Source organism: Pseudoxanthomonas composti (assembly GCF_004122095.1).
Taxonomy (GTDB): Bacteria; Pseudomonadota; Gammaproteobacteria; order Xanthomonadales; family Xanthomonadaceae; genus Pseudoxanthomonas_A; species Pseudoxanthomonas_A composti.
The window spans coordinates 23,533-47,600 of sequence record NZ_SAWZ01000003.1 but is presented as its reverse complement, the minus strand read 5'-3'; the positions used below and the strand labels follow the sequence as shown (position 1 = coordinate 47,600).

At 69.2% G+C, this 24,068-nt stretch carries 20 protein-coding genes and 1 tRNA gene; 6 read left to right on the top strand and 15 right to left on the bottom strand.

Annotated elements, in window-relative coordinates:
* Positions 1–33 precede the first annotated feature (33 nt).
* Positions 34–900: a 3-deoxy-8-phosphooctulonate synthase gene (gene kdsA / locus EPA99_RS06710; RefSeq protein WP_129470450.1), complete on the top strand. Its 867-nt coding sequence runs from the start codon at positions 34–36 to the stop codon at positions 898–900.
* Positions 901–1,066: 166 nt separating this feature from the next.
* Positions 1,067–1,143, top strand: a tRNA-Arg gene (locus EPA99_RS06705).
* Positions 1,144–1,298: 155 nt separating this feature from the next.
* On the opposite strand, the gene EPA99_RS06700 is transcribed toward EPA99_RS06705, so the two are convergent.
* Genes EPA99_RS06700 through EPA99_RS06685 form a run of 4 tightly spaced genes read right to left on the bottom strand, consistent with a single transcriptional unit; the run spans position 1,299 to position 7,149 of the window.
* Entirely contained in the window at positions 1,299–2,753 is a 1,455-nt protein-coding gene (locus EPA99_RS06700) for a 2-dehydro-3-deoxy-6-phosphogalactonate aldolase (protein ID WP_129470449.1), read from the bottom strand.
* Entirely contained in the window at positions 2,750–3,679 is a 930-nt protein-coding gene (locus tag EPA99_RS06695) for a 2-dehydro-3-deoxygalactonokinase (RefSeq protein WP_129470448.1), read from the bottom strand. The genes EPA99_RS06700 and EPA99_RS06695 overlap by 4 nt, the downstream gene beginning before the upstream one ends.
* On the bottom strand, positions 3,676–4,413 hold the full coding sequence (locus EPA99_RS06690; RefSeq protein ID WP_129470447.1) for an SDR family NAD(P)-dependent oxidoreductase: 738 nt from the start codon (positions 4,411–4,413) through the stop codon (positions 3,676–3,678). Before EPA99_RS06690 ends, EPA99_RS06695 begins: the two co-directional genes overlap by 4 nt.
* A 42-nt stretch (positions 4,414–4,455) precedes the next feature.
* Positions 4,456–7,149, bottom strand: a complete 2,694-nt coding sequence (locus tag EPA99_RS06685; protein ID WP_129470446.1) for a TonB-dependent receptor — start codon at positions 7,147–7,149, stop codon at positions 4,456–4,458.
* A gap of 239 nt (positions 7,150–7,388) precedes the next feature.
* On the opposite strand from EPA99_RS06685, the gene EPA99_RS06680 reads away from it, so the two are divergent.
* Both EPA99_RS06680 and EPA99_RS06675 read left to right on the top strand, forming a co-directional pair.
* Positions 7,389–8,321 (top strand): dihydrodipicolinate synthase family protein, encoded by a 933-nt coding sequence (locus EPA99_RS06680; RefSeq protein WP_129470445.1) that lies wholly within the window; start codon positions 7,389–7,391, stop codon positions 8,319–8,321.
* Positions 8,318–9,487: a mandelate racemase/muconate lactonizing enzyme family protein gene (locus EPA99_RS06675; protein WP_129470444.1), complete on the top strand. Its 1,170-nt coding sequence runs from the start codon at positions 8,318–8,320 to the stop codon at positions 9,485–9,487. The genes EPA99_RS06680 and EPA99_RS06675 overlap by 4 nt, the downstream gene beginning before the upstream one ends.
* A 122-nt stretch (positions 9,488–9,609) precedes the next feature.
* Here EPA99_RS06675 and EPA99_RS06670 read toward each other — a convergent pair whose 3' ends face one another.
* Positions 9,610–10,875, bottom strand: coding sequence for an MFS transporter (locus EPA99_RS06670; RefSeq protein WP_206733710.1), 1,266 nt, complete (start codon positions 10,873–10,875; stop codon positions 9,610–9,612).
* 368 nt (positions 10,876–11,243) lie between these two features.
* Positions 11,244–11,963, bottom strand: a complete 720-nt coding sequence (locus tag EPA99_RS06665; RefSeq protein ID WP_129470443.1) for an IclR family transcriptional regulator — start codon at positions 11,961–11,963, stop codon at positions 11,244–11,246.
* Between the two features lie 337 nt (positions 11,964–12,300).
* Between EPA99_RS06665 and EPA99_RS06660 the strand changes: the two genes are divergently transcribed.
* Entirely contained in the window at positions 12,301–13,308 is a 1,008-nt protein-coding gene (locus tag EPA99_RS06660) for a glycoside hydrolase family 43 protein (RefSeq protein ID WP_129470442.1), read from the top strand.
* A gap of 70 nt (positions 13,309–13,378) precedes the next feature.
* On the opposite strand, the gene EPA99_RS06655 is transcribed toward EPA99_RS06660, so the two are convergent.
* Complete coding sequence (locus EPA99_RS06655) at positions 13,379–14,101, bottom strand: response regulator transcription factor (protein ID WP_425479184.1); 723 nt, start codon at positions 14,099–14,101, stop codon at positions 13,379–13,381.
* Positions 14,098–14,454 (bottom strand): hypothetical protein, encoded by a 357-nt coding sequence (locus tag EPA99_RS06650; RefSeq protein WP_129470440.1) that lies wholly within the window; start codon positions 14,452–14,454, stop codon positions 14,098–14,100. Before EPA99_RS06650 ends, EPA99_RS06655 begins: the two co-directional genes overlap by 4 nt.
* Positions 14,455–14,611: 157 nt before the next feature.
* On the opposite strand from EPA99_RS06650, the gene EPA99_RS18665 reads away from it, so the two are divergent.
* Complete coding sequence (locus EPA99_RS18665; RefSeq protein ID WP_164978592.1) at positions 14,612–14,788, top strand: hypothetical protein; 177 nt, start codon at positions 14,612–14,614, stop codon at positions 14,786–14,788.
* Between the two features lie 193 nt (positions 14,789–14,981).
* Here EPA99_RS18665 and EPA99_RS06645 read toward each other — a convergent pair whose 3' ends face one another.
* The 7 genes from EPA99_RS06645 to EPA99_RS06615 form a co-directional block, all read right to left on the bottom strand.
* Complete coding sequence (locus EPA99_RS06645; RefSeq protein ID WP_129470439.1) at positions 14,982–16,619, bottom strand: IclR family transcriptional regulator domain-containing protein; 1,638 nt, start codon at positions 16,617–16,619, stop codon at positions 14,982–14,984.
* Between the two features lie 204 nt (positions 16,620–16,823).
* On the bottom strand, positions 16,824–17,837 hold the full coding sequence (locus EPA99_RS06640; RefSeq protein ID WP_129470438.1) for a DUF2268 domain-containing putative Zn-dependent protease: 1,014 nt from the start codon (positions 17,835–17,837) through the stop codon (positions 16,824–16,826).
* 35 nt (positions 17,838–17,872) lie between these two features.
* Positions 17,873–19,285, bottom strand: coding sequence for a sugar porter family MFS transporter (locus EPA99_RS06635; protein ID WP_129470437.1), 1,413 nt, complete (start codon positions 19,283–19,285; stop codon positions 17,873–17,875).
* A 295-nt stretch (positions 19,286–19,580) separates the two neighbouring features.
* On the bottom strand, positions 19,581–20,339 hold the full coding sequence (gene kduD / locus EPA99_RS06630; RefSeq protein WP_129470436.1) for a 2-dehydro-3-deoxy-D-gluconate 5-dehydrogenase KduD: 759 nt from the start codon (positions 20,337–20,339) through the stop codon (positions 19,581–19,583).
* 43 nt (positions 20,340–20,382) lie between these two features.
* A complete protein-coding gene (gene kduI / locus EPA99_RS06625; protein ID WP_129470435.1) occupies positions 20,383–21,231 on the bottom strand; it encodes a 5-dehydro-4-deoxy-D-glucuronate isomerase in 849 nt (282 codons plus the stop codon).
* Positions 21,232–21,362: 131 nt separating this feature from the next.
* A complete protein-coding gene (locus tag EPA99_RS06620) occupies positions 21,363–22,415 on the bottom strand; it encodes a LacI family DNA-binding transcriptional regulator (protein WP_129470434.1) in 1,053 nt (350 codons plus the stop codon).
* A 41-nt stretch (positions 22,416–22,456) separates the two neighbouring features.
* Positions 22,457–24,061 carry a family 43 glycosylhydrolase gene (locus EPA99_RS06615; protein ID WP_129470433.1) on the bottom strand — a complete coding sequence of 535 codons (1,605 nt, stop codon included), beginning with the start codon at positions 24,059–24,061 and terminating at the stop codon, positions 22,457–22,459.
* Between the last annotated feature and the right edge of the window lie 7 nt (positions 24,062–24,068).

Below are 24,068 nucleotides of genomic sequence, written 5' to 3'. Positions count from 1 at the left end.
GAATGGGCGCGCAATCCTTCAGCGAGTCCTGCCATGACGCTTTCCGCCACCTCCGTCCCGGTCGTGATCAACGATCGGGTGTCCGTCGCCAACGATGCGCCGTTCGTGCTGTTCGGCGGGCTCAACGTGCTGGAGGACCTGGACTCCACGCTGTTCGCCGCCGAGGCCTACAAGCGGGTGACCGACAAGCTTGGCATTCCCTTCGTGTTCAAGGCCTCCTTCGACAAGGCCAACCGCTCCTCCATCGCCTCCTATCGCGGGGTCGGGCTGGATGAGGGACTGCGCATCTTCCAGCAGGTCAAGGCGCAGCTCGACGTGCCGGTGATCACCGACGTGCACGAGCCGGCGCAGGCCGCACCGGTGGCCGAGGTGGTGGACGTGCTGCAGATCCCGGCCTTCCTGGCCCGGCAGACCGATCTGGTCGCGGCCATCGCCCGCACCGGCGCGGCGGTGAACATCAAGAAGCCGCAGTTCATGAGCCCGACGCAGATCAAGCACATCGTCAGCAAGATCCGCGAGGCCGGCAACGAACGCATCATCCTGTGCGAGCGCGGCGCGCAGTTCGGCTACGACAACCTGGTGGTGGACATGCTGGGCTTCCGCGAGATGGCCGAGTCCACCGACGGGCTGCCGGTGATCTTCGATGTCACTCATAGCCTGCAGCGTCGCGAGTCCGGCAGCGAAGCCTCCGGCGGTCGCCGCCGCCAGGTGGTCGAACTGGCCCGCGCCGGCATGGCCGTGGGCCTAGGCGGCCTGTTCCTGGAGGCGCACCCGGACCCGGACCACGCCCGCTGCGACGGCCCCAGCGCGCTGCCGCTGGATGCGCTGGAGCCTTTCCTGACGCAGATCAAGGCCCTGGACGAGCTGGTCAAGGGGTTCGCGCCGCTGCGGATCGCCTGAGGGCCCGCGGGCGGTCTGGCTGTTTCGGGGCTGCCGGATCGCGGCCTAAGGGCCGGCAACCGGCATCGCTGCAAGTCCGCCGATGAATCTTCCCACCAGGCGGGCTCGCCTCCAGCCGCGGCTTCGGCCATACTAGCCGGCCTGCGCAGGCGAGCTTGCGCACCGTGCGCCTGTAGCTCAGCCGGATAGAGTAGTGGCTTCCGAAGCCATTGGTCGGGGGTTCGAATCCCTCCAGGCGCGCCATCTGCTTGTCCATCCGGAAGTGCCAAGACCCTCGCGCAGTCGGGGGTTTTTTGTTGGTCGCTCCTGTGATGTCCGCGATGACCGGATGCCCTTTGCCGAGCGCGCAACTCGCGTTGATGCGAGGCGCCCGTATGCGCGCGCCGGCTGCGCTGCCGCTATCGACGCGGCGCCACGCGAAACAGGCCGCCGGATCCGGGCCAGCGCTCCAGCGCCTCGGGCGTCAGGCGCGCCCGGGCGGTGGTGATGAACATGCCGCCGCCCGGGTCGAAGCACAGGCTTCCCACGTGATGCGCCGGCACCGGCACGCTGCGCAGCACCGCGCCGTTGTCCGCCAGCTCGACCACCGCCTCGCCGCCCCACATGGCCACCCACAGCGTCCCTTCGGGCGAGAGCGCCATGCCGTCGGGCTTTCCCGGCACACCGAGGAAATCGGTGACCACCCGCGGCTCGCCGAGGCGGCCGCCCAGCGTGTCGGCCGGATAGGCCAGCAAGGTCCGCGCGAGCGTATCGATCACGAACAGCGTCTTTTCGTCCTGCGAGAACGCCATGCCATTGGCGACGCCCAGCCCTTCGGCGACGACGCGGGCGGGCTGGTCGAAGGCGGGTGCATGGAACAGCGCGCCCTTTCCCGCCAGCAGCCCACGATGCATGGAGCCGCCCCACAAGCCACCACGGCTGTCGATCACCAGGTCGTTGAGGCGACAGCCCGGCGCCATGGCGATCGGCGGCCCACGCTCGACCTCGCCGGCGCGACCCAGGCGCACGAACCAGGGCTCGCCGTTGCCGACCAGCTCGCCTCTGGAAATCCCCAGGGCCCACACCGGCTCGGGCAATCGCACTTCATGGCACTCCCGCCCATCCCATGACAGCAGGCATGGGCGCGTGGGATCGGCCCACAGCACCTGCTCGCCCACCACCATCGGCGACTCGCCGACCATCGTGCGAGGGTTGCAGACCAGCTGCGCGGCGGGCGCGCGCAGGCTGTCCATCGCGGTGAGCCAGGCCTGGGCCCGCGCCTGGACCTGCGCTGGCGCATGCCCGGGTCGATAGAGGTCCGAGCCGATGCCGACCGCGCACACGCCCGCCTTGCCCAGACCGGCCAGGTCTGCCGGCTGCACACCGCCGACGGCGATCAGGCGCGCCTGCGGCGGCAGGACTGCCGACAGGGCCGCCAGGCGCTGCTGCGCGCCATGGGCGGGAAAGGCCTTCAGGTGGCGGGCACCGGCCGCCAGGGCGGCAAAGGCTTCGCTCGGCGTGGAAAAGCCCGGCAGCGGCACCATCCCGGCGGCGAGCGTGGCGCCGATCACGCCGGCATCGGTGTTGGGAGAGACCACGAACGCGCATCCGATGCTGGCCAGGCGCTCGACCTCATCAGTCCGCAGCACCGTGCCGGCGCCGATCAGCATGCGTCCCTGGAAGTGCTGACACAGCAGGGCGATGCTCTCGTACGGGTCCGGTGAATTGAGCGGCACCTCCGCCAGGCGCACTCCGGCTGCATACAGCGCCTCGCCGACCGCGATGGCCTCCGTTGGCGTGAGGCCACGCAGGATGGCGATCAGCGGCGCGGCCTCCAGCGCCTGATCGAACGCCTCCTCTCGCGTTGCGGTCACGCCAGCGCTCCGGCGGCGCGGTCCAGGGCCAGGAATCCGCGTGTAACCGCATCCTGCGACGCCGTGGCTTCGCCCTTGCCGCCCACCACGGCCAGCGCGCGCGCGTAGAGCGCACACACCGGCCCGGCGCCGACCAGCGGCACCACGCGCGCCCAAGCATCCGGCCAGAGCCGGGCCACATCGGCCAGCTCGGCGCCCATCAGCACACCGCGCACCCACGAGGCGCCCTGGTCGCGGCGCAGGTCGCCGCGGATCACGCGGGCACGCGCGCCGAACAGCAGGCTGCCCAGTCCCATGCCGCTGCCATGGCCCATGCGCACGGCCTGGTCGAAGATCTCATCCTCCCGCGCTGGCCCGTCGACCACCGAAGCCAGCAGCCCGGCGGCGGTGAGCCGGTCGAAGATCTCGCCGGACATGGCGGTCAGGAACTCCACCACCGCGCCTTCGCGCAAGCCGATCCACTTGCTGTGCGTCCCAGGCAAGGCCACCAGCCCATCGCCCGGCACGCGGCCGGCGTCGATGAGCCCCAGCAGCTCGGTTTCCTCCCCACGCATGATGTCCGGGGCGTCATCGCCCGCGCGCCTGCACGCCAGCCCCGGCACGATGGCCACCGGCACCTCGCCCACGGTGACATGGTGCAGCTGGCGGGCCAGGGCCGCGGGCGTGGCGGGACAGTCGAGATAACCCGCATCGCTCCAGCCGATGTTCGAGCCCACCATGCCGCAGGCGTAGAGGCGCCTGGCCTCTGGCCAGCGTCCTGCGATCTCCTGCACCAGCGCCTGCATCTGCGGACGATCCAGCGCGGCGATGCCCGCCGGGCGTTCGACCAGATCCACGGCCGCTCCGCCGGCATCGATCAGATACGCGCGGAAATTGCTGCTGCCCCAGTTGATGCCAATGATCGGGCGCGCTGCGTCATCGCTCATCGGCGCGTCACTCCCGCACCGCCGTCCAGGGGGAAGACGCCCCCGGTGATCCAGGCACTGCGCGGCGAGGCCAGGAACAAGGCCAGTTCCGCTGCGTCCTGCGGCGTGCCCAGTCGGCCCAGGGGGTGGCGCGCGATGTTGCGCTCCCGCGCGTGCTGCGGGTCGTCGGTGCGTGCGAAGGAGGCTTGCAGCATGGGCGTGTCCACCGAGGCCGGGGCGATGCAGTTGACGCGGATGCCGTCGCCAGCGAATTCCAGCGCCGCGGTGCGGCTCATCGCCTCCAGCGCCGCCTTGGAGGCGGCGTAGGCGGCCAGGGACGGGGTCGCAAAGCGCGCATTGATGGAGGACACCAGCACGATGCTGCCGCCGCTGCGACGCATGGCGGGCACCACCAAGCGCATCACCCGCAGCGCACCGAGGACGTTGACCGAATAGGTCTCCAGCCATTGCGCGTCATCGCCCTCCAGGGTGCCGCCGCTGGGGCAGTACCCGGCGCAGTGCACCAGCACATCGAAGGCGCCGGCCTGCCGCGCAAGCGCGGCCACCGCCTGGGCGACCGCATCGCCATCGCGAAGGTCGGCAAGGGCCTGAATCGCCAGCCCGGCCATCGGCTGGCGATCCAGGCCCGCCACGCGCGCCCCTTCCTCGGCCATGCGCCTGGCCACCGCCGCACCGATGCCACTGGCTGCACCGGTCACCAGGGCGTTCAGGCCCTGGACCTCTGGCTTGCTCATCGCCTCTTCGTCCTCACGCTTCACCCCTGCTTCTTCGTGCTTTCAGAACCGGTAGGTCAGCAGCGCCTGATAGGTGCGGCCGAACACCACGTTGGTGCGCAGCCCTTCCTGGTAGCCATCGTACGTGCGCTGTTCGCTGTCCAGCAGGTTGGTGCATTCCAACTTGAGCGACAGGTCGCTGCCGAAGTCGTAACTGAAGCTGGCCGACAGGTCCTTGTAGGTGTCGTTGTAGATGCCCGTGGCCGCCGCCGAAAGCCCCATCAGGTACTCATCGCGCCAGTTGTAGGCCACGCGCACGCCGAAGGGTCCGTTCTCGTAGTAGCCGATGAGGTTGACGTTGTTCTTGGACAGTCCCGGAAAAGTCAGGGCGTTGCCGTTGACGTCGCGGATCGGGGTTTCCGAGTCGATCCAGGTATAGGTCGCCACCATGCCGAAGCCATCGAGCATGCCGGTGAAGGGCACCTGGGCCAGCAGCTCGGCGCCGCGCACCGTCGCACTGTCGCCGTTGACCTTGCGCAGCACCAGGTAGTTGGTGCCGTTGTAGGTCTCCGCGCTCTGGCGCTGGACGATGAAGGTGGAGACGTCCTTGTAGAACAGGCCCATCGACAGCAGGCCCTGGCCGCCGTAGTACCACTCCAGCGACAGGTCGTACTGGGTGGCCTTGAACGGGTCCAGGTCCGGTGCGCCGCCGCTGCCGGTGCCTGGCGAGATCTGCGTGCCATTGGTGTCGAACACGGCGTTGTTGTTGAGCGTTACGCCGTTGTTGAGGTCCTCGGTGTTGGGAAAAGCCACGACCTTGGCCGCGCCACCGCGCAGCACCAGCGTATCGCTGAGCTGCAGCTTGGCCACCGCCGAGGGCAGGAACTCGCGGTCGCTACGCGTAAACAGCGAAGGCTGCGCCGCGCCCGACGCACTGAGCAGGTTGCCGCGCGATTCAAGGTCGCGATCGACCATGCGCACACCGACGTTGCCCGAGAACCCCAGCTCGCCCAGGGTCGTGTCCCAGTTGAGCTTGGTGTAGGCCTCAAGGAAGTCCTCATCCACGCCAAAGGTCGCCGCATAAGCCAGCGCGTTGTTGCGCGGGTCCAGGCACTGTGCGTTCTGCGAGATGACCGGCACCGTGGTGAAGCTGCCGCAGCCGCCGAACTGCGCGCGGTAGGCCCCCAGGTAGGCGCGGGGCAGGCCTGCGAACTCGCCGGGGAGGAAATCCGGGTTGCTCCACACCCGCAGGTAGTCCGCCAATTGCGTGGCGGGCAGGCCGCCTGCCGGCCGGATGTCGGCGCGCAGCGGGTCCTGGCGGCTCTCCATCCGGTTGAAGCGCGCACCGAAGTCCAGCGTGGTGAAGGCGCTCTGGTCGAAGGCCAGGTTCCAGTCCGTGCGCAGGGCCTTGCTGTCGGTCTGCGCGCGCCAGTCGTTGTCGAACATGATGGTCATGCGCCACTGCGCCGGGTCGGTGACATCCACCCCGCTCACGTTGAAGCTGCCGAAGCTTCCGCTGCGCAGGTCGAAATCGGTCACCGAGGTGATGCCCGCCATCGGCGCCAGGCGCATGTAGCGCTGGTGATAGCTAGCCGTGGATTTGCCCAGGTTGGCCTCCACGCTGCCGTCCAGGCGCTCGCCAATTCGGAACTTGGCACGCAAGGCCGAAGACCAGGTGTCCGAGTCGATATCGGCCACCTCAGTGTTGAGCAGCACCGTGCCGCTGGAACGCCCAGCCAGCAGGATGTCGTGATCGGAGTAGGTGGCGTTGCTCAGGCCCGCGGCCGGATTGAAGGCGACCCAGTAACGGTCGCGCTCGGCTTCCTGCCTGGCGTAGAAGGTATCGGCGGTGATCTCCACGCCGTCGGCCGGTCGCCATTGCAGCACCGCGCTGACGCCGGTCTTCTCGCGGTCGTCATCGATGTTCTGCGCGCGCATGTCGGTGCTGCCAAAGCGCGTCTGGCCACCGGCATCGGTGTAGCGGGCATAGCCGGAGAACGTGTCCAGCCCCTGCTGCATGACCTGGCGCCGGCCGTAGGTGGCCGACAGCAACGCGCCGAAGGTGCGGTCTTCGTTGCGCGTGCTCAGCAGGCCGAAGGCATTGCCGCCCAGCTTGTCCGGCAACTCGTTGTAGACCCCGGCCAGGCTCAGCACGTTCTGGCTGACATCGCCATCGAGCGGCTGGCGGGTGTTGATGTCCACGATGCCGCCCAGGCCACCGGCGATCTGGTCCGCGCCGGCCAGCTTGGTGACCGACAGGCGCGAGATCAGCTCCGAGGGCACCAGCGACAGCAGGCCGTAGGTCGAGGTGGCCAACTGGTCCAGGCCGTTGCCGCCGCGGCCGGTGGCATCGACGATCTGGCGGCCGTTGTAGAGGATCACGTTCTCCTTCAGGCCGCGCACCAGGATGTCGCTGCCCTCGCCCATGCCACGTTCGAGCTGGACGCCCGCCACGCGCGCGAGCGACTCGGCGACATTGGTATCGGGCAGCTTGCCGATGTCGTCGGCGACGATGGCATCGACGATCTGCGCCGAGTCGCGCTTGATATCGCGCGCCGCCTCCAGGCTGCCGCGGATCCCGACGACACTGACCGCGTCCAGGGTCTGCGCCTCCTGCCCGGCAGGCGCGCCAGACTGCGCGCTCGTCGGCGATTCCTGCGGCGGTACGGGCGAGGCCGCCTGCGCCAGCGCGGTGATGGGTGCGAGCAGGCAGGCGCCTACCGCCAGAAACAAGGTCGAACGTCGAGCAATGCGCATGTTGGGCCCTCCCCCAAATGTGAGATCCGCCTGGCGGCGCCCTGCAGGCGCCGTCCCCCGGTATCCGTCGCGATCTATCGATGCTGCTGCGCTGCGACTTGGCAGCTTGTAGCTAATATAGCAATATCATTTCGCGCTGCACGCTGCAGCGCAGCGACATTTGGCGGCACTGCGCATCTGCCTGGCCAAGTGACACTTCAGGATGTTGCTTTTAACGCAACGAAATCAGAGAGCATCACATGGCCAAGCTGCAAGGCGTTTTTCCGATCCTGCCCACCATCTTTCACGCCGATGGGCGGGTGGATGAGGCCGGGACCGAGCGGGTGTTCGAGTACCTCATCGAGGCTGGCGCCGCAGGCGTGGTGTTCCCCGGCCTTGCCAGCGAATACGACATGCTCAGCGAGCAGGAGCGCCTGCACCTGACTGCGTGCATCGGGCATTGGAACCGCGGCCGCGTGCCGCTGGTGGTGGGCGCCAGCGCCAGCACGCTGGAGCAGGCGGTCGCCTACGCCAGCGCCGGCGCCCAGGCCGGCGCGCAGGCGGCCATGGTCCTGACCCCGCATGCACATGCGGGCGATCTGCCGGCCATCGCGCGTTTCTTCACTGAGCTGCATGCCCGCAGCGGCGTGCCGATCATGCTGCAGAACGCGCCGCCGCCCATGGGCATCGGGCTCGGCGTGGAAGAGGTGGTCAACCTTGCCACCGAAGTGGCGGGCATCCACTACATCAAGGAAGAAACCATGCCCTCGGGCCACCGCATCACCGCCCTGCAGGAGCGCGCCGGTGCGCACATCCAGGCGGTGTTCGGCGGTGCGGGCGCGCGCTATGTGCTGGATGAGCTGGCGCGCGGCGCGGTGGGCACGATGCCCGCCTGCGAGATCACCGAGGTGCACGTGGCGATGCTGGACGCCTGGGCCGACGGCGACACCCTGGGTGCGCGGGAGCTGTTCGAACGCACGCTGCCGCTGCTGAGCATGCAGGCCGTGTTCCGCTGGCGCCTGACCAAGGCCGTGCTGCTGCGGCGCGGCCTGATCGCCAGCGACCATGTCCGCGCCCCGGGCCCGGCCCTGGATGCGGCCGACCAGCGCGAGCTCACCCTCATCCTGGAGCGCATTGCCGACCTGCTGCCGATGGATCAGGCTCCCGGACCGATCAGCAGGAGCCGCGCATGAGCAAGGTGTCATCGGTCGAAACCTTCATCCTCACCGTCCCGCGCGAGGTCCCCTACCTGGGCCCACTCGGCGCCGGTGAGCGCGTCAACAGCCGCGGCTATCTGGTCCGCAAGGGCAATGGCACGCTGTACCCCACCGTGGATCGCTCGCTGGTGGTCAGGCTCACCACCGAGGACGGCGCGGTGGGCTGGGGCGAAACCTATGGCATCTGCGCACCGCGCGCGGTCTGCGAAATCGTCCACGACCTGCTTGCGCCCGAACTGATCGGACGGGAACCGGAAGACGTGGAGCGTGTGTGGGACGACCTGTACGGCCTGATGCGCGTGCGTGGCTGCTTCGGCGGCTTCCATGTCGATGCCATCGCCGCGCTGGACATCGCCCTGTGGGACCTGCGCGCGCGTGCGCGCCAGGTTCCGCTCTGGCAGCTGCTGGGCACGCGCCAGCGCGAGCGCATTCCCGGCTACGTGTCCGGCCTGCCCACCGCCACGCTGGAGGGAAAGGTGGCGATGGCGCGCGAGTTCCACGCGGCCGGCCACGATGCCTTAAAGGTGCACGCGGTGGTCAGCCATGACGGCATCGTCGAGGAGATGCGCGCGCTGCGCGATGCCCTGGGCCCCGGTCCGCAGCTGATGGTCGATCTGCACTGGAAGTTCGACGGCGCCCAGGCCCTGGCGCTGGCCGAGCAGCTGGCGCCGTGCGCACTGACCTTCATCGAAGCCCCGCTCAAGCCCGAAGACGTGGCCGGTCTGATCGAGCTGGGCCAACGCAGCCCCATCGCGATCGCCGCCGGCGAGGAGTGGCACACCGAGTACGAGGCGCGCCTGCGCCTGGCCGGCGGCACGCTCAGCTACATCCAGCCGGAGATGGGCCATACCGGCATCACCCAGTTCATGCGCATCGCGCGCCTGGCGCAGGCGCACGGCGTGCAGATCGCACCGCACGCCACCATCGGCGGCGGGTTGTTCATGGCCGCCAGCCTGCATGCCGCCAGCGTGGTCGCGCCGCTGTGGCGCCACGAGTGGCAGCACTCGATCTTCTCCCGCTCGCTGGAAATGCTGGACACCGACATGGCCTATCGCGATGGCTACTACCAGTTGCCATCCGGGCCCGGCCTGGGCGCGACCCCTGGCCCGCGCTTCTGGGAACACGCAGAAGCAGTGGACTGAGCCAGGCTGATGAAACCTCGCGCCTACCCGCCAGTGAGATGCGGACGGCGCGACGGGACCACGGGGGCGTGAGTGGTTCATGACAACCCCGACCGCGCACGCCTGGCTGTGCGGTCGTTTCGTCAGGCGCGCTGGGCAGGCCCGGCATACAGCAGGCTCAATGGCGAACGCCTGGCCAGTCGCAAGGCCAGGTAGGCCAACAGCACCGCCAGCGGATGCAGAAAGGCCATCAGCACGAAGGTGCGATCAAAGGCGTTGCCCGAGACCAGCTCGCCCACGACCTGTGCCGAGGCCATCCCGCCCAGTGCGCTGCCGCAGCCGATCAGCCCGGCCACCGAGGCGATGTAGCGCGAGGGGAAGATGTCCACCACCATCGAGGTCAGATTGATCTGGTAGACCAGATGGGCAAAGGTCACCGTGCAGGCCAGCGCGAACAGCACCGGCACGGACGGATGTAGGGTGATGAAGAAGCCCAGCGGCGCCAGGATCGCCGCGCCGGTCATCGCGGTCAGGCGGCTGCGCACCGGCGTCATGCCTCTGCGCACCAGCACGCCGGAAATCGCCCCGCCGCCGACGCTGCCGATGTCGGCGGTCACGTAGACGATCCAGGCCAGCGAGGCGACCGTCGCCAGGCTCATGCCACGCGCATCGCCCAGGTACTTGGGAAACCAGAACAGATAGAAGTACCAGACCGGATCGGCGACCGCGCGCGAGGCCACCAGCGTCCACACCGCCGGCGTGCGCGCCAGCTTGCCCCACACGCCCTTCATCGACGGCTGCGCAGCCGTCGCCTCGGCCTTGGGCTGCTTCGGGTAGGCCCACCACCACAGCACGATCCACAGCAGGCCGACCACGCCGGTGATCCAGAACGCGCTGCGCCAGCCGTAGACCAGCGCGATGCCGCCGATCAGCGGTGGTGCGATGGTGGCCCCGATCATCGCCCCGGCCGTGTAGAGCCCCAGCGCCAGGCCGCGCTCGCTCGGCGGGAACTGCTCGGAGACCACCTTGGTCCCCACGGTGTAGTTGCCCGGCTCGCCCAGGCCGAGCGCGAACCGCGCCGCACCCAGCTCGACCGCACTGCGCACCATGCCCGTGGCGATGTTGGCCAGCGACCACCAGCCGATGAACAGCATCAGCGCCAGCTTGGCCCCCAGCCAGTCGGTCACCCGGCCTGCCAGGACGTAGGCGCCTGCGTAGGCCAGCAGGAACACCTGCACGACCCGCGCGTACTCCAGGTCCGACATTCCCAGATCGGCCTGGATGGTCGTGGCCAGGATCGAAAGCGCCTGCCTGTCCAGGTAATTGATGATCGTCGACAGGAACAACAGGCCAAGCAGGACCCAACGCGTCCTCCCCGCCCGGCTCACGCCCCCCACTCCCATGGTCATGCGTATCCTCCACCGCGAACGGCGAAGCTATTGCTATTTTAGCAACATGTCAAACCGCACCGCGGCGTAGGGTGGATGGCGCTCTCCCATCCACCATCGCGCGAAACGAACAACGTGAGCGCGTGACCCGCGCCCAGTTGGTCACCCAAACCTCGGTGGACAAGCTTCGCGTTGTCCACCCTACGTGGGATGGATCGCGCTCTTCCATCCACCATCGCCGCGAAATGAACGACATGGGCGCGTGGCTCACGCTCAATCGGTCACCCGAACCTCGGTGGACTAGCTTCGCGTTGTCCACCCTACGTGGCTGGGAGACGCTCTCCCATCCACCATCACCGCGACCCGCCGAACGTAACCGTCGCAGCGCCTCAGCCGATCTCCTCGGCCGCCTTCCGCAACGCGGCCACCAGCTCGGCCGTGGCCGACTCCGGGATCCACCCCGACATCGCGATGCCCGCATGCACCGGGTCGCCCATCGCGATGGCCACGATGTGGTGGTCGCGCGCATCGGCCACGTGCACCCGGGCATGCCCCTGGCGACGGGTGGTCTCCAGGGTCGCGAGCAGCTGCTCGACGCCCTGCGGGAACATGGGAATCTCCCGCCCCTCGTACAGCTCGCGCACCTCCTCATCGGACAGCTGCGAGAGCAACACGATGCCGATGCCGCTGGTGGTCGCCGGCAGCAGGCCGATGCGTCCCAGGCCCCTGGCCGCCTCGATGCCGGGCGGCGCGTGGAACAGGTAGCTGACGCTGTCGTTCCAGAGCACGCCCAGGGCCACCGTGTGCCCGAAACGCCGCAGCCCCTCCAGCACCGGCAGCGCGCGCCGGATCAGCCCGGAGGCGAACAGGCTCTGCGCGGCCAGCACATGCATGCCAGGCCCCGGGGTGTACTTGCGGTCCGCGGTCTGCCGCGCGATCCCCAGGTACGCCAGGGTCTTCAGCAGCCGATTGACCCGCGTGGGGTTGGCATCGAGCTGCCGCGCCAGCTCCCGACAACCGATCGGCTCAGGGGAAGAGGCAAGCGCCTGCAGCGTGGCGATGCCATCGATCAGGCTCTGGTTGGGCTGGGCATTGGGCTTGGTCCGCATGGGCGAAGCGTACCGAGCGGCCGGCGCCAATTCCATCTATAGCAACAGATTTGGCCGGGCCTCGCTCATAGCGCTTGCTGTCGACGTGCCGCGTGCACGCCGATCCCCGGAAAGACGCCGCCCGGGGCCGCTACGAATCCTCGCCCATTGCGTGCCACTCCTTGCATTGACGCGACGCAGTGCCCATCAGCAGCAGCCGAAGCGATTTCCCTCGTGCGGTCGCACCGGCTCCTGGGTCGACCCAGCGCATCGCCACGTTACATTTGTCCGATAATATGATTCATTGATACCCGCGGCAGGAGCGTGCAACGAGTGCCGCATCGAACCAGGAGCCCGTATGCATCGCCGTATTCCCGCCGTCTTCGCGCTGTTGGCGTCCTGCCTGGTCGCCAACGTCCAGGCGCAGTCCACCTTTACCAATCCGCTGCTGGACTCAGGTCCTGACCCCTGGATTGCGCGCGATGGCGACACCTACTTCTTCATGAGCACGCGGGGGGATCGCCTGGCCATCCGCAAGACCACCGATCTGGGCCGGCTACGCGAGGCGCGGGAAGTCACGGTGTGGACGCCACCGGCGGCCGGCCCCAACGCCAAGTCGATCTGGGCGCCGGAGCTGCACCGGATCGACGGGTCGTGGTTCATCTACTACACGGCTTCGGACGATGCGCACAACGACGATGCGCACCGCGGCATCTTCGTGCTGGAGAACAAGGGCCAGGACCCGACCCAGGGCCAGTGGATCGACCACGGCCAGCTGAAGACCGCACGCGCCGGCATCGATGGCACCACCTTCGTCGATGGCGGCAAGCGCTACTTCGTGTACTCGCCGTACGTGGGCCCGGACAGCGTGCTGGCCATTTCGCTGATGCGCGACCCATGGACCCTGCAGGGCGAGGAAACCATCATCGCGCGGCCGGACAGCGCGTGGGAACGCCAGGGCGGTCGGCAGATCCTGGAGGGCCCGCAGTTCCTGCGCGGGCCGCGTGGCGATGTGTTCCTCAGCTATTCCGGCAGCGCCTGCTGGTCCGACGACTACGCCATCGGCCTGCTGCGCGCCAAGCCCGGCAGCGACCTGTTGCAGGCGGGCAACTGGACCAAGGGCGAGCGCCCGGTCCTGGCCAAGGATCCCGAGCGAGGCGTGTTCGCGCCCGGGCACAATGGCTTCTTCGACACGCCGGACGGCGCGCAGACCTGGATCGTCTATCACGCCAATCCGGAGGCGGACATGCAGTGCACCGGCAAGCGCTCGCCGCGCCTGCAGCGCATCCGCTGGACCCAGGAAGGCCTGCCAGGCTTCGAGCGGCCCGCGCCGCTGGGCGCCCCGCAGCCAACCCCAGGCAGCTGAGGCACCCGCCCCGACGAAAACGCCCGCCTGGGTCCAGGCGGGCGTCGAGGTGTCAGGCAGGCAGGCCGGCTCAGGTGGCCGAGACTTCCGAGCGCGCGTCGGCGATGCGGAACCCGAAGCTCATCACCGTGTGGATCAGCGGGTGATCGAACGGCTTGTCCACGACCTTGCGCAGGTTGTAGAGGTGGCTGCGCAAGGTATCCGAGTCGGGCAGGTTGCCGCCCCAGATTTCGCGCTCGATGTCCTGCCGGCTCACCACCGCCGGCGAGGCCCGCATCAGGATGCTGAGCAGCTGCATGCCGATCGGCGAGACGTTGAGCGTGCGGCCTTCGCGCTTGACCGTGTGGCTCAGCAGGTCCAGCACCAGGCCACCGACCTCCAGCTGCTCGCCGCCGCCGACCTCGCGGCGCACGCGGCGCACCAGCGCCTCGATGCGGGCGCGCAGTTCCTGCACGGCGAACGGCTTGGTCAGGTAATCGTCGGCACCCGCCTCAAGCCCGGCGACCTTGTCGTCCAGGGTGTCGCGCGCCGTCAGCATCAGCACCGGCGTGGCCTTGCGCGCCTCGGTGCGCAGGCGACGGCAGAACTCCAGGCCGTCGATGCGCGGCAGGCCCACGTCCAGCACGATCACGTCGTAGTGGTTCTCCGTGGCCAGGCGATAGCCCTCCATCCCATCCATCGCGTAATCGACGTCGTAACCCGCCGATTCAAGGAAAGCGCCTTCGGCTTCTGACAGTTGGCGGTTGTCTTCAACGAGCAACACGATCTTGCGGGTGGAGCGGTCTGACATCAGGTCATTCTCGGAACGAGGGCAGGAATATCCGCCGGGAGGACGCCATCCATGGCGCCGGCATCGACTGCCCACAGTCCCTGGCCGCCCTCGACAGGCTGCCAGCGGCGCGACTGCATGCTTTCGACGCGGGGCAGGCGCCCCTCGACGTGACGCCACAAAGCATCGGCGAGTGCGCGTTCAGGCCCGGTGAACCAGCGCACGCCAAAGACATCGGTCAGCACCGGCCGCTCCTCGGCGGTGCGGTAGTCCGGGACCAGCAGGACCAGGGTGCGCCGCGCCTGCGCGGGGGTGAGCTTGTGGAAGCGCTCTGCGGTGAAGAAGGCGCGCAGCTTGCGATAGTGCCAGGGCGACATGCGGGGGATCTCCTCGGGGGGCCATCGGATTGAGTCTTGCTCCGACTTTGTAAACGTGACGTCGAGCACAGTGCGGCCGCGCTTCACGCCTCGGGGATTTCGCGATCCATTGACCCGGCCCCGGTCAGGCTGCGCGGAACCCGAAAGGAGCATCGCCATGACCCAGCAGAACCCCTCGCCCGGCTACCGGGAAACCCCGGATCCCCGCGGAAAACCCGGTGGTGGGCAGCGCGATGACGGCGCGCAGACCCCGGAGGACATCGACAAGCACCGCCGGGTCAAGGACCGCGACCACACCCCCGCGGACCCGCCGCCGCACGACCAGGCAAGCTGAACGAATCGCAACGCGGCTTCCGGACCCGCCTCAAGACGGGCCGCGCGTTGCCGATGATGCCGCGCAAGTCTCCGCGCCTACAGGGTGGCGCGTGAGCTCCCGCCCACAGGGACCGCCAGGATGGCGTGGGCACCTGCTGGCCCAGACGCCAGCGCCGGACGAGAGTACCCGGCGCTCTTTCCCTGCCCGAGCCTCAGCCGCCTGACAGGTCGATCCGCAGCAGGCTGCTGCGGGTGCTCACGTGCGAGGCCATTTCCGCGGTGATCGCCGCCGGTGAGGTGGTGACGTACAGCGACTGGCTGGCTGCATCCACGCACAGGTCGGTCGGGTCCGGCACCGGCAGGCCGATGACCTTGGTCAGCGCGCCGTCGCCGGAATAGCGCACCACGCTCCAGGAATGCCGCAGGGCGACCCAGAGCGCGCCGTTGCGATCGGTGGCCATGCCGCCCAGGCGGCCGGAGATCTCCGGGACCGAGACGAAACGGCGCACGCGTGTGTCTTCCAGGGTCATCACGAAGATGGTGCGGGCATCGGCGCAGGCGGCGAACAGGCGCAGGCCATCGGCGCTCCAGCACAGGCTGGTGATCTGCTGGTCCAGGTGCCAGCGCTCGGTGCGCTGCATGTCCAGGCAGCGCAGCGACCAGCCGCCGGCGCCGTCGGCCTGCGCGGCCCACAGCCGGCCTTCCGGGTCGGCGCACACCAGCGAGGGCGCGGTGCCGCGCCAGGTGCGCATGATGGTCGAGGTGGCCGCCTTGCCCTTGCCGAAGGCCAGCGCCTCCACGCTTTCGCTGGTGCCGCACAGCAGGGCATGGCCGTCGTGGGTCAGCCACAGCGGCGCTTCGCCCGGCCGGTGCACCGGCTGCAGCTTGCCGCCGTGCACGCGCACCACGGCCGCGCCCTGGCGGTCGATCATGAACAGCCCTTCGGCGCAGGCCACCGGCGAGGCGCCCTCCACGCGGATGTCCTCGCCCACCGGCTCGACCCGGGCGTCCTGCTTGATCGAGACCTCGGCCACCAGGCGCTCGTTGACGCGGCGGGCCGCATCCACCAGCTCCTGGCCGATGCTGTCGATGCGCGCCTGATCCAGGCGGAAGCTGGGCCCGGACACGCTCAGCGCGCCGGCGATCTCGCCCTTGGCATTGCGGATGGGCGCGCCGACGCAGCGCACGCCGGGCAGGCTTTCCTCATCGTCGATGGCATAGCCACGCGCGCGAACCTGCTGCAGCTCGCTGTTGAGGCGCTTGCGCGAGACGATGGTCTTGTCGGTCATGCGCTGCATGGTCAGCTGCTTGAGCACGGCCGCGCGCTCCTCGCCATCCAGGTAGGCGACGATGGCCTTGCCCTGGCTGGTGCAGTGCAACGGCTTGGGCTGGCCGACCAGCGAGGACGGCCGCACCGAGTGCACGCCGTGGCAGCACTCCAGCACCAGGGTCTGCAGCTCGTCGCGTACGGACAGGTAGGCGGTCTCGCCGGTAGCCGCGCGCAGGTAGCGCAGCTCGATGTGCGCGGCAGCCAGCAGCTCGGGCGCGGGGTTGGCATCGTGCGCCAGCTGCAGGAAGCGCGCGCCCAGGTGGAACATGCGGCGGCGCTTGTCCTTGCGGATCAGCCCACGGTCCACCAGGCCGGTGAGGATGCGGTAGACGGTGGTGCGCGGCAGTTCGAGCAGCTGCACGATGTCCGAGGAGCGCAGGCCGTTGGGCGCCGCGCCGATGGCCTCGAACACCGCCAGGGTCTTGGCCGCGGCGGCCGGCTCGGCATTCCAGTCGGACTTGCGCGCGCTGCCTTCTTCCTGCTCTTCGACGTCCTCGTGGTCCGACGCGAGGGCCGTCATGACCGCCACCCATCGAATTGCGCGTGGAACACCATCTTCTATGCCTGGGCCGGGCCCGTGAACAACATGAGCCGCGCATCGTACAGCGCTGCGCCGCCAGCGTCTTGCCAGTCCGGGTACCCGTGGACCTTGGAGGCAGGGGCGCGGCGACCCGAAGCATGGGCCCGGTGTCGCACGACGCGGCAAGGCGCGGGTGCGCGGCGCTCAGGGCGCGGAAACGCCCATCGCGCCGCGGGCCTGGCGGTCGGAGGCGGCCGCTGGCGCGTGGCGGTCCGGCGCGTAGCCGCTCTGCGCCAGGACCTGGGCAGGGCTGCGCGCACCGACCAGCTGCGACAGTGCGCCCGCCGCCTGGCCCTGGCGTTGGTACCACTGCGCGGCGATGCGCTGCCCTACCCAGTAGCCCAGGTCGGGCGGCCAGCCCTCGGCCGTGCCGGCATTCCAGAACCAGCGCGTGCCGGCGGCCAGGGCTTGCGGATCCGGCTCGCCGCCCTTGGGCCAATGCTGCAGCATCGTTTGCCGGTCCTGCTGGAAGCGCGGCCACAGCATGGCTTCGCGGGATATCGCCCAGCTGTCCTGCGCGCCTGTATAGGGCTGCCCCAGCACCAGCGCGCCGACCATGTTGGCCGTGCCTTCGCGCAGCGCCCAGGCCAGCAGGTCGCGGCGCGCGTCGTCGGCCATCGGTGGCTGCAGCACGTGCACCAGTTCATGGGCCAGCAGCCCTTGCAGGCGCGTGCGGAAGGCGGCCGCATCGGCGACACCCTCGCAGGCCTTTTCCAGGCCGATGTAGATCGCGCCGGACAGCGTGGTGCCTGCAGAGGTGTTGGCGCCGAACAGCAGGTGCACCGCAGGGCGCGCAGGCACCGGCATGTGTGCGCCGTAGCGCGTCAGGACCTCGTCCATCACCACATTGACGGTGTCGGCGTCCGGCAGGCAGACCGCCAACGCATGCCGGTACGCCGCCGGCGCCCGGACGATCGCCTCGGCCAGGCGCTTGGCATCGCCGATGTACTCGGGAACGAACGCGCGCAGCCCCGCGCTGGCGGGTGCGAGATAGCCGGCGTCCAGGGCGGCCACATCCGGATGGCCATCGGCGGCGGTCCACACCTGCGCGAAGCGCTGGGCATCGTCCACCTGCGCCTGTGCGCTGGAAGCCAGCAGGGCCAGGCCTCCGATCAGCGCCCTTGCGATCCAGCGCCTTCGCTGCGAGGCGACGTGCATTGCGGGCCCAGCGGCGGCGGCGCGGCCCTGCCGCATCAGCCCTGCATGTCCTCCAGCTCGCGCCCGGCGGTTTCCTTGACGTAGCGGGCGACGAACAGGATCGAGAGGAAGGCGGCGGTCGCGTAGAGACCGTAGGCCACGGCCAGGCCGACGGTGGTCAGCAGCACCGGGAAGGAGATGGTGATGAGGAAATTGGAGGTCCAGTGCGCGGCGCCGGCCACGGCCAGGGCCGAGCCACGGATCTGGTTCTGGAACATCTCGCCCAGCATCACCCACATCACCGGGCCCCAGGTGGAGTTGAAGAACACCACGTAGGTGTTGGCGGCCACCAGGGCGACCAGGCCGGCGCTTTCGGACAGCTTGAGCGCGCCGTTCTCGGTGGATGCGCCGGCAAAGCACCAGGCCACCACCGCCAGAGCGATGGTCATGCCGATGGAGCCGAACAGCAGCAGCGGTTTGCGGCCGATGCGATCCACCAGTGCGATGGTGACGCTGCAGGCGCCGATGCTCAGGCCGGCCGAGAGCACGTTGATCAGCAGCGCGTCGGATTCGGAAAACCCCACCGCCTGCCACAGCACGGCGCCGTAGTAGAACACCACGTTGATGCCGACCAGCTGCTGCAGCATCGCCAGGCCGAAGCCGACCCAGATGATGGGGCGCATCCTGCCGGTCTGCGGGTGGATCAGGTCAGACAGCTTGGGGCGGTGGTGATCCTGCGCCAGCGTGCCGCCGATGTCCTTGAGCTTGCGCTGCGCCGACGATGCCCCGTACAGGCGCGCCAGCACCGCGCCTGCCGCCTCCAGCCGGCCCTTCATCGCCAGGTAGCGCGGGCTCTCGGGGATGGCCAGCAGCAGGACGAGGAACAGCAGGGACGGAAAGGCCTGCATCCAGAACATCCAGCGCCAGGCCGCATGTCCGCCCCAGAGTGGTTCGGTCGAAGCACCGGCGGCCCTGGCCAGGAAGTAGTTGGACAGGAAGGCGCAGAACAGCCCGGAGATGATGGCGATCTGCTGCAGCGTGGCCAGCCGGCCGCGATAACGCGCCGAGGCGACCTCGGCGATGTAGGCCGGGGAGATCACGCTGGCCGCGCCCACCGCGAAGCCGCCGAGCACGCGCGCACTGATGAACACCAGTGAGCTGCTCGCGCTGCCGGCCCCCAGGGCCGACACCAGGAACAGCACCGCCGAGATGATGAGCACCGTGCGCCGGCCCCAGGCATCGGCCAGGCGCGCGGCGATGAAGGCGCCTGCAGCGCAGCCCAGCAGCATCGAGGCCACTTCGAAGCCCAGGCCCGCCGAGCTGGAGTGGAAGGTCTGCTTCAGCCCATCCACGGTGCCGTTGATGACCCCGCTGTCGAAGCCGAACAGGAAGCCGCCCAGCGTGGCCACGCAGCTGATGAGGATGATGAAGCCGGTGTTCTCTTCGCCGCCGACCGTCGTGGTGCGCATGCAGGCTCCCGTGTCCGATGTCCGCCGGGCGATGCGCCCAGGGGTGGACACCTCTGCCGGCCGACGCGCGCGTCGCGCGGCCGGCCCAGGACCTGCCGGATCATAGGCGCTCGCTCGGCACGGGGATGTTGCGGTGCATCGATCCGCAGCACCGCGCGGAGGCGCTGACCGGGTTCTGTGCCCTCCCTTCAACGTGCAGCGCCGGCCCCTGTGGGAGCCGATTCATCGGCGAAGGTGCTGGCCCGGGAAGTTTTCTTCGCAGCCGCTGGCACAAGGCGTCCAGCCGCCCCACCGATCAGCGCGCCAGCCAGCCGCCATCCACCGGCAGGATCGCGCCGTGCACGTAGTCCGAAGCGGCGCTGGCCAGGAACACCGCCGCACCGCCCAGGTCCGAGGGCTTGCCCCAGCGCGCGGCGGGGATGCGCTCGAGGATGGAGCGGTTGCGGTCGGCGTCGGCGCGCAGCTGGGTGGTGTTGTCCGTTTCCATGTAGCCCGGGGCGATGGCGTTGACGCACACGCCCTTGGCCGCCCACTCGTTGGCCAGCAATCGGGTCAGCCCGGCGATGCCGGACTTGCTGGCCGTGTACGAGGGCACGCGGATGCCGCCCTGGAAGGACAGCATGGAGGCGATGTTGATGACCTTGCCGCCGCCCTGGGCGATGAAGTGCTTGCCCACGGCCTGGGTCAGGAAGAACGTGCCCTTGAGGTTCACGTTCATCACTGCATCCCAGTCTTCCTCGCTGAAATCCACCGCATCGGCGCGGCGGATGATGCCGGCGTTGTTGACCAGCACATGCAGCCCGCCCATCTCCTCCAGCGTGCGCGCCAGCAGCTGCGGGATGGGCTCGAGTGTGCCGAGGTCGGCTTCGATGCTGAGGAAGCGACGGCCCAGCGCGCGCACCTGCTCGCCGGTCTCCTCCGAGGGGCGACGGGCCACGGAGACGATGTCGGCCCCTGCCTGCGCCAGGGCCACGGCGATGCCCTGCCCCAGGCCGACGTTGCCCCCGGTGACCAGCGCCACCTTGCCTTGCAGATCGAACGGATGTGAGGTCATTGCGCGTGTCCTGGTGCGAATGGAGAAGCCGATGCGCGGCGCATCACTTGAGCTGGCAGATGTCCAGCACGTGCATGTCGGTGTAGTCCAGGTTTTCGCCGCCCATGGCCCAGATGAAGGCGTAGTTGGAGGTGCCCGCGCCCATGTGGATCGACCACGGCGGGGAGACCACCGCTTCGTTGTTGCCGATCACCAGGTGACGCTGCGCGTGGGGCTCGCCCATGAAGTGGTACACGCGGTCGTTCTGGCCCAGGTCGAAATAGAAATAGACCTCGCTGCGGCGGTCGTGCAGGTGCGGCGGCATGGTGTTCCAGACGCTGCCGGGCTTGAGGATGGTCAGCCCCAGCAGCAGCTGCGAGGACTGGCAGGTGGCCGGCACGATGTACTGGTAGATGGTGCGCTCGTTGCTGGTCTCCAGCGCGCCGCGCTCCAGCGGCACCGCATCGGCGATGGAGATCTTCTTGACCTCAAAGCGCGCGTGCGCCGGGGTGGAGGCCAGGTAGAACGCCGCCGGGGTGGCGGCATCGTCCGAGGCGAAGCTCACCTCGGTGCTGCCCATCGGGATGTACAGGCCATCCTTGGGCCCCAGCGTGTGGGCGGTGCCATCCACCGTCACCGTGCCGGTGCCGGCGCCGACGTTGATCACGCCCAGCTCGCGGCGCTCCAGGAACGGGTGACCGGCGGCAGAGGCCGGCTCGGTCTGCGCCGGCAGCGCGATGGCCTGCGTGCGCGGGCACACGCCGCCGAGGACGAAGCGCTCGTAGTGGGTGTACTTGAGCGTGATCGCATCGTCCACGAACAGGCCATCCAGCAGGTACAGCTCGCGCAGTGCGTCGTTGCTGACGCCGTCGATGGCGGCCGGGTGGGTGGCGTAATGGGTCTTGGCGTACATGGGCTCTCCTGGGTCGAGCCGCCCGGGCATGGTCACGGCGGGCGGAAGAACGATTCTAGCCAAAACAGGTAACCGGTGTCATATCGCGGCGCCGCAACCGCGTCCGACTTTGGACGTAGCCGGCGGGAGGTTCAGAGCTCGGGGGGTTGGCAGCTGTCGCGCACGGCCAGGTGCGGGCGCACGCTGGCGGTGCGCAGGGCGCTGCCTTCGGGCTGGATCAGCATCGCCGCCGCGGTGCGGCCGGTGTCGCGCGTCTGTCGCCGCACCGAGGTCAGCGACGGCCACAGGCGCGAGGCCAGCGGGCTGTCGTCGTAGCCGATGATCGAAAGCTGGCGCGGGATGGTCAGCCCGGCGCGCATGGCGACCTTGTACACACCGGCGGCCATTTCGTCGTTGCCGGTGAAGATCGCCGTCGGGCGCTGCCCGCCCAGCAGCAGCTTCTCGGCGGCGGCCACGCCCGATTCGAAGGTGTAGCCGGCCTCGATGATGCGCTCGGGCGGCAGCCGCAGGCCACGCCGCTCCAGCGCCTCGAGGAAGCCGGAGGTGCGCTCGTGCGCGGAGCGGTAGGCCGACGGGCCGGTGATCAGGGCGATGTCGCGATGACCCAGCGAGAGCAGGTAGTCGGCGGCCTCGGCCGCGCCGTCGCGGTCATGGGTGACCACCGTGGCCGAGGTCTCATCCAGCGGCAGGGCGGCGATGCGCGTGAAGCGGCAGCCGATCTGGTCGAGCATCTCCACCAGGGCCTGGTCTTCCGAGGCGCGCGGCACCAGGATCACGCCATGCAGCTTCTGCTGCTGCACGAAGCGGCGCACGCCCTCGATGTAGCCGGGGCTGCGCGTATCGCAAGGGTGGACCACCAGTTCGAAACTGGTCCCGCGCAGGGCATCCAGCGCGCCGTACTGCATGTCCACGATGTACTGGGCGGTGGGGTTGTCGTAGACCATGCCGATCAGGAACGAGCGCCGGAACGCCAGGGCGCGCGCCAGCGGATCGGGCGCATAGCCCAGCTCCTTCATCAGCGCCTGCACCTTCTCGCGGGTGTCCTGCCGCACCAGCGGCGAGTCGTTGATGATCCGCGAAACCGTCTTCTTGGACACACCGGACAGGCGCGCGATGTCGTTGATCGTCGCGGCCTGTCCGGGGGCGAGCGGCGCGTTCGGGCTGTCGGCTTTCTTGCGGGGCATGTGGGAGCGGACCAGCCTCGGGGGAGTGGCGATTCTACCGGTTACCGTGAAGGCGCTAACGCACGGTAGCTGAAACGGTCGAACCGCACCGTGCCCTGGCCGGCCGCATAGATCGCAGGCTTCAGCGCCAGGAACTGCCCGGCCACGTTGTGGTGGTAGCCGGAGACTTCCATCTGCACCGGGTACTTGCGCCAGGCCTTGCCATCGGTGCTGGTGTGGAGGGTGACGATGTGGTGGTCGTTGCGCACCCGCAGCCACAGGCGCCCGCCCTTGCCGGGGGCCAGCCCGCCATCGGGGCGCTCCTGGCCGTAGCGGTGCAAGACCAAGGCCTCGCCGTTGCTACCCACGCCGGCATAGAGCCTGTCGTTGTAGAACAGCAGCGCCCCGCCGATGGCCCCGGGGGAGATCTCCATCTCCACCTCGAACTCGTAGGCCCGATCCCCGGCGATGACCGTCAGCGGCGAGCTGTCGGCCGGCGTGCGGCCCTTGCCCTGCAGCGTCATGTCGCCATCGACGAAGGAGACCCGTCGATGCTCGTCCGGTCCCGGGTCGTAAAAGGCCCACTGCGGGCCCAGCCTGCCGGCGCCGAAGCCATCGGACAGCGCCATGCCGTGCGGGCCGACCTTGCTGCCGCCGGGCATGGGCAGCGGCTTGCCCAGGTCGCCGCCCTTGGCGTTGAACCAGCCATCGTCGGTCCATTCGATCGGGTCGAGCAGCATCTGCCGGCCCAGGGTCCAGAAGCCATGCTCGTAGCCGTGGTACAGCATCCACCAGCGCCCGTCGGGTCCCTCGACCACGGTGGCATGGCCGCGCGACCACCACGGCTCGGCGCGGCTGGCGGTGCGGGTGATGGGATTGTTGGGCGCGTTCTCCCAGGGCCCGTGGATCGAGCGCGAGCGCGCGGTGATGACCATGTGCCCCGTGGGCGGGCCGGCGGTGCCGCCGACCGCGGTGGTCATGTAGTACCACTCGCCGCGCCGGTGGATCTTCGGGCCTTCCTGCGCATAGCCCTCCACATCCCAGCTTTCGGGATACTTCCAACCGTCGTAGACATGCCGGGGCGTGCCGACCACGCGCAGGCCATCGTCGGACAGCTGCACATAGTCGCCACCGCTGAGGAACAGGTAGCGCTTGCCGTCCTCGCCCACCGCGTGGCCCGGATCGATGTACTGCGGCAGGCCCAGCTCCACCGGCTCGCTCCAGGGCCCGCCGATGTGATCGGCCCAGACTACGTAGTTGCTGCGCCGCTTACCCTCGGTGCCCCCGGTGCGGGCCGGGAAGTAGATGTAGTAGCGGCCCTGGTGCTTGACCAGATCCGGCGCCCAGATCGCCCCGAGGTTGCGGGTGATGGCATGTCCCAGCGGCACCCAGTTGACCAGGTCGCGCGAGTGCCAGATCGGCAGGCCCGGATAGGCGTCGAACGAGGACAGGGTGAGGTAGTAGTCCTGTCCATCCTTGAGCACGGATGGGTCGGGGTGGTCGCCGGCCAGCACCGGGTTGAGGAAGGTGCCATCGCCCAGGTCGGCCTGGCGCTGCTGTTCGATGCCGCGCTTCCAGGCGCCCTCCACCGGCTCGTGCGCCTGCGCTGCAGGCTGCACCACGGCCGCGATCAGGGCCAGCAGCGCGACAAGGGAACGAGTCCACATGGCAGGT